1 pseudogene is annotated in these 1,108 nt (G+C 75.9%); it reads left to right on the top strand.

The features are described from left to right. Positions 1-1,108, top strand: a pseudogene (locus tag AB0G02_RS41760) (hypothetical protein); the annotation flags it as partial.

The following is a 1,108-nucleotide window of genomic DNA, read 5'->3' as shown; positions in this document are numbered from 1 at the left end:
GTTCGTCGAGCGGGGCCACCCGACCGAGGCGTTCACCGCGCTGGGGGAACTGGCGGACCACGGGCCGCTGCGCGCCGTGCTGGTGGACCAGGGCGAGCGGGTGCTGCACCGGGGTGGGGCGGGCGCGGTGATCGAGGCGGTGTCGCGCATCCCGGTGGCGGAGCGCGACGCGACCACCTGGCAGTTGGCTGGCGCGGCGCACCAGGTGCGCGGCGAGTGGGGCGCGGCGCTCGCGTGCCTGCACCACGCCGCGCACGGCCTGGACACGATGCCCCCGGCGCTGGCGGCGCGCATCGCCGGGATGCACTACTTCAGCGGCGCACCGGAGGAAGCACTGGCCGCGTGCGCGCGCTGCCGGCACACCGGTGCGGATCCCGCCACCGAGTCCAGGGTGCACAGCATCGCCGCGAGCGCGCACTGGGCCCTCGGCGACGTGGCCGGTGGTCGCGCCGCGGTCGATTGGGCAGTGGCCCTGGCCGAGCGATCCGGCGACGACGCCGCCCTCGCCGCAGCGCACACCGTGCTGGCGATGATCGCGAACGTGGAGGGCGACCGACCGGCGATCGTGGCGCACTACCAGCGGGCGCTGGCGCACGCCCGACTGGCGCAGGACGTGTTGGCGGAGGTCAGGATCAGGGTCAACCGGTCGGCCCACTTCGTGCACGAGGCCTACCACCAGGAGGCGTTGACCGAACTGGAGGTCGCGTTGCGGCTGGCCGACCTGACCGGGTTCACCGGTTACCGGGCGCTGGGCCTGAACAACCGCGGCGCCGCCCTGCTCGGCCTGGGCCGGCTGGACGAAGCCGCAGCCGACCTGCGCGCGGCCGGCGCCGTCTACACCGACACCGGGTCCCGCCTGGCGAGCCTCTCGCTGGAGTCGCTGGGTGAGGTCCACCGACTGCGCGGCGAACGGGCACTGGCCAGGTCGGCGTTCGAAGAGGCGGCCAGGCTGGCCGAGGACAACGGCGCGACACCGCAGCTGGTGCCCGCGTTGGCCGGACTGGCCCGGCTGCTGGCCCAGGAGGACCCGCAGGCCGCGCGGGAGGCGGCGGACCGCGCGCTGGCGTGCGGCACGGGGTTCGGCTACCCGGCGGCGCTGCTGGCCGCC

Source organism: Actinosynnema sp. NPDC023658, from assembly GCF_040639995.1.
GTDB lineage: Bacteria > Actinomycetota > Actinomycetes > Mycobacteriales > Pseudonocardiaceae > Actinosynnema.
The sequence above is the reverse complement of the archived record's forward strand: the minus strand, read 5'-3'. Positions and strand labels throughout refer to the sequence as shown.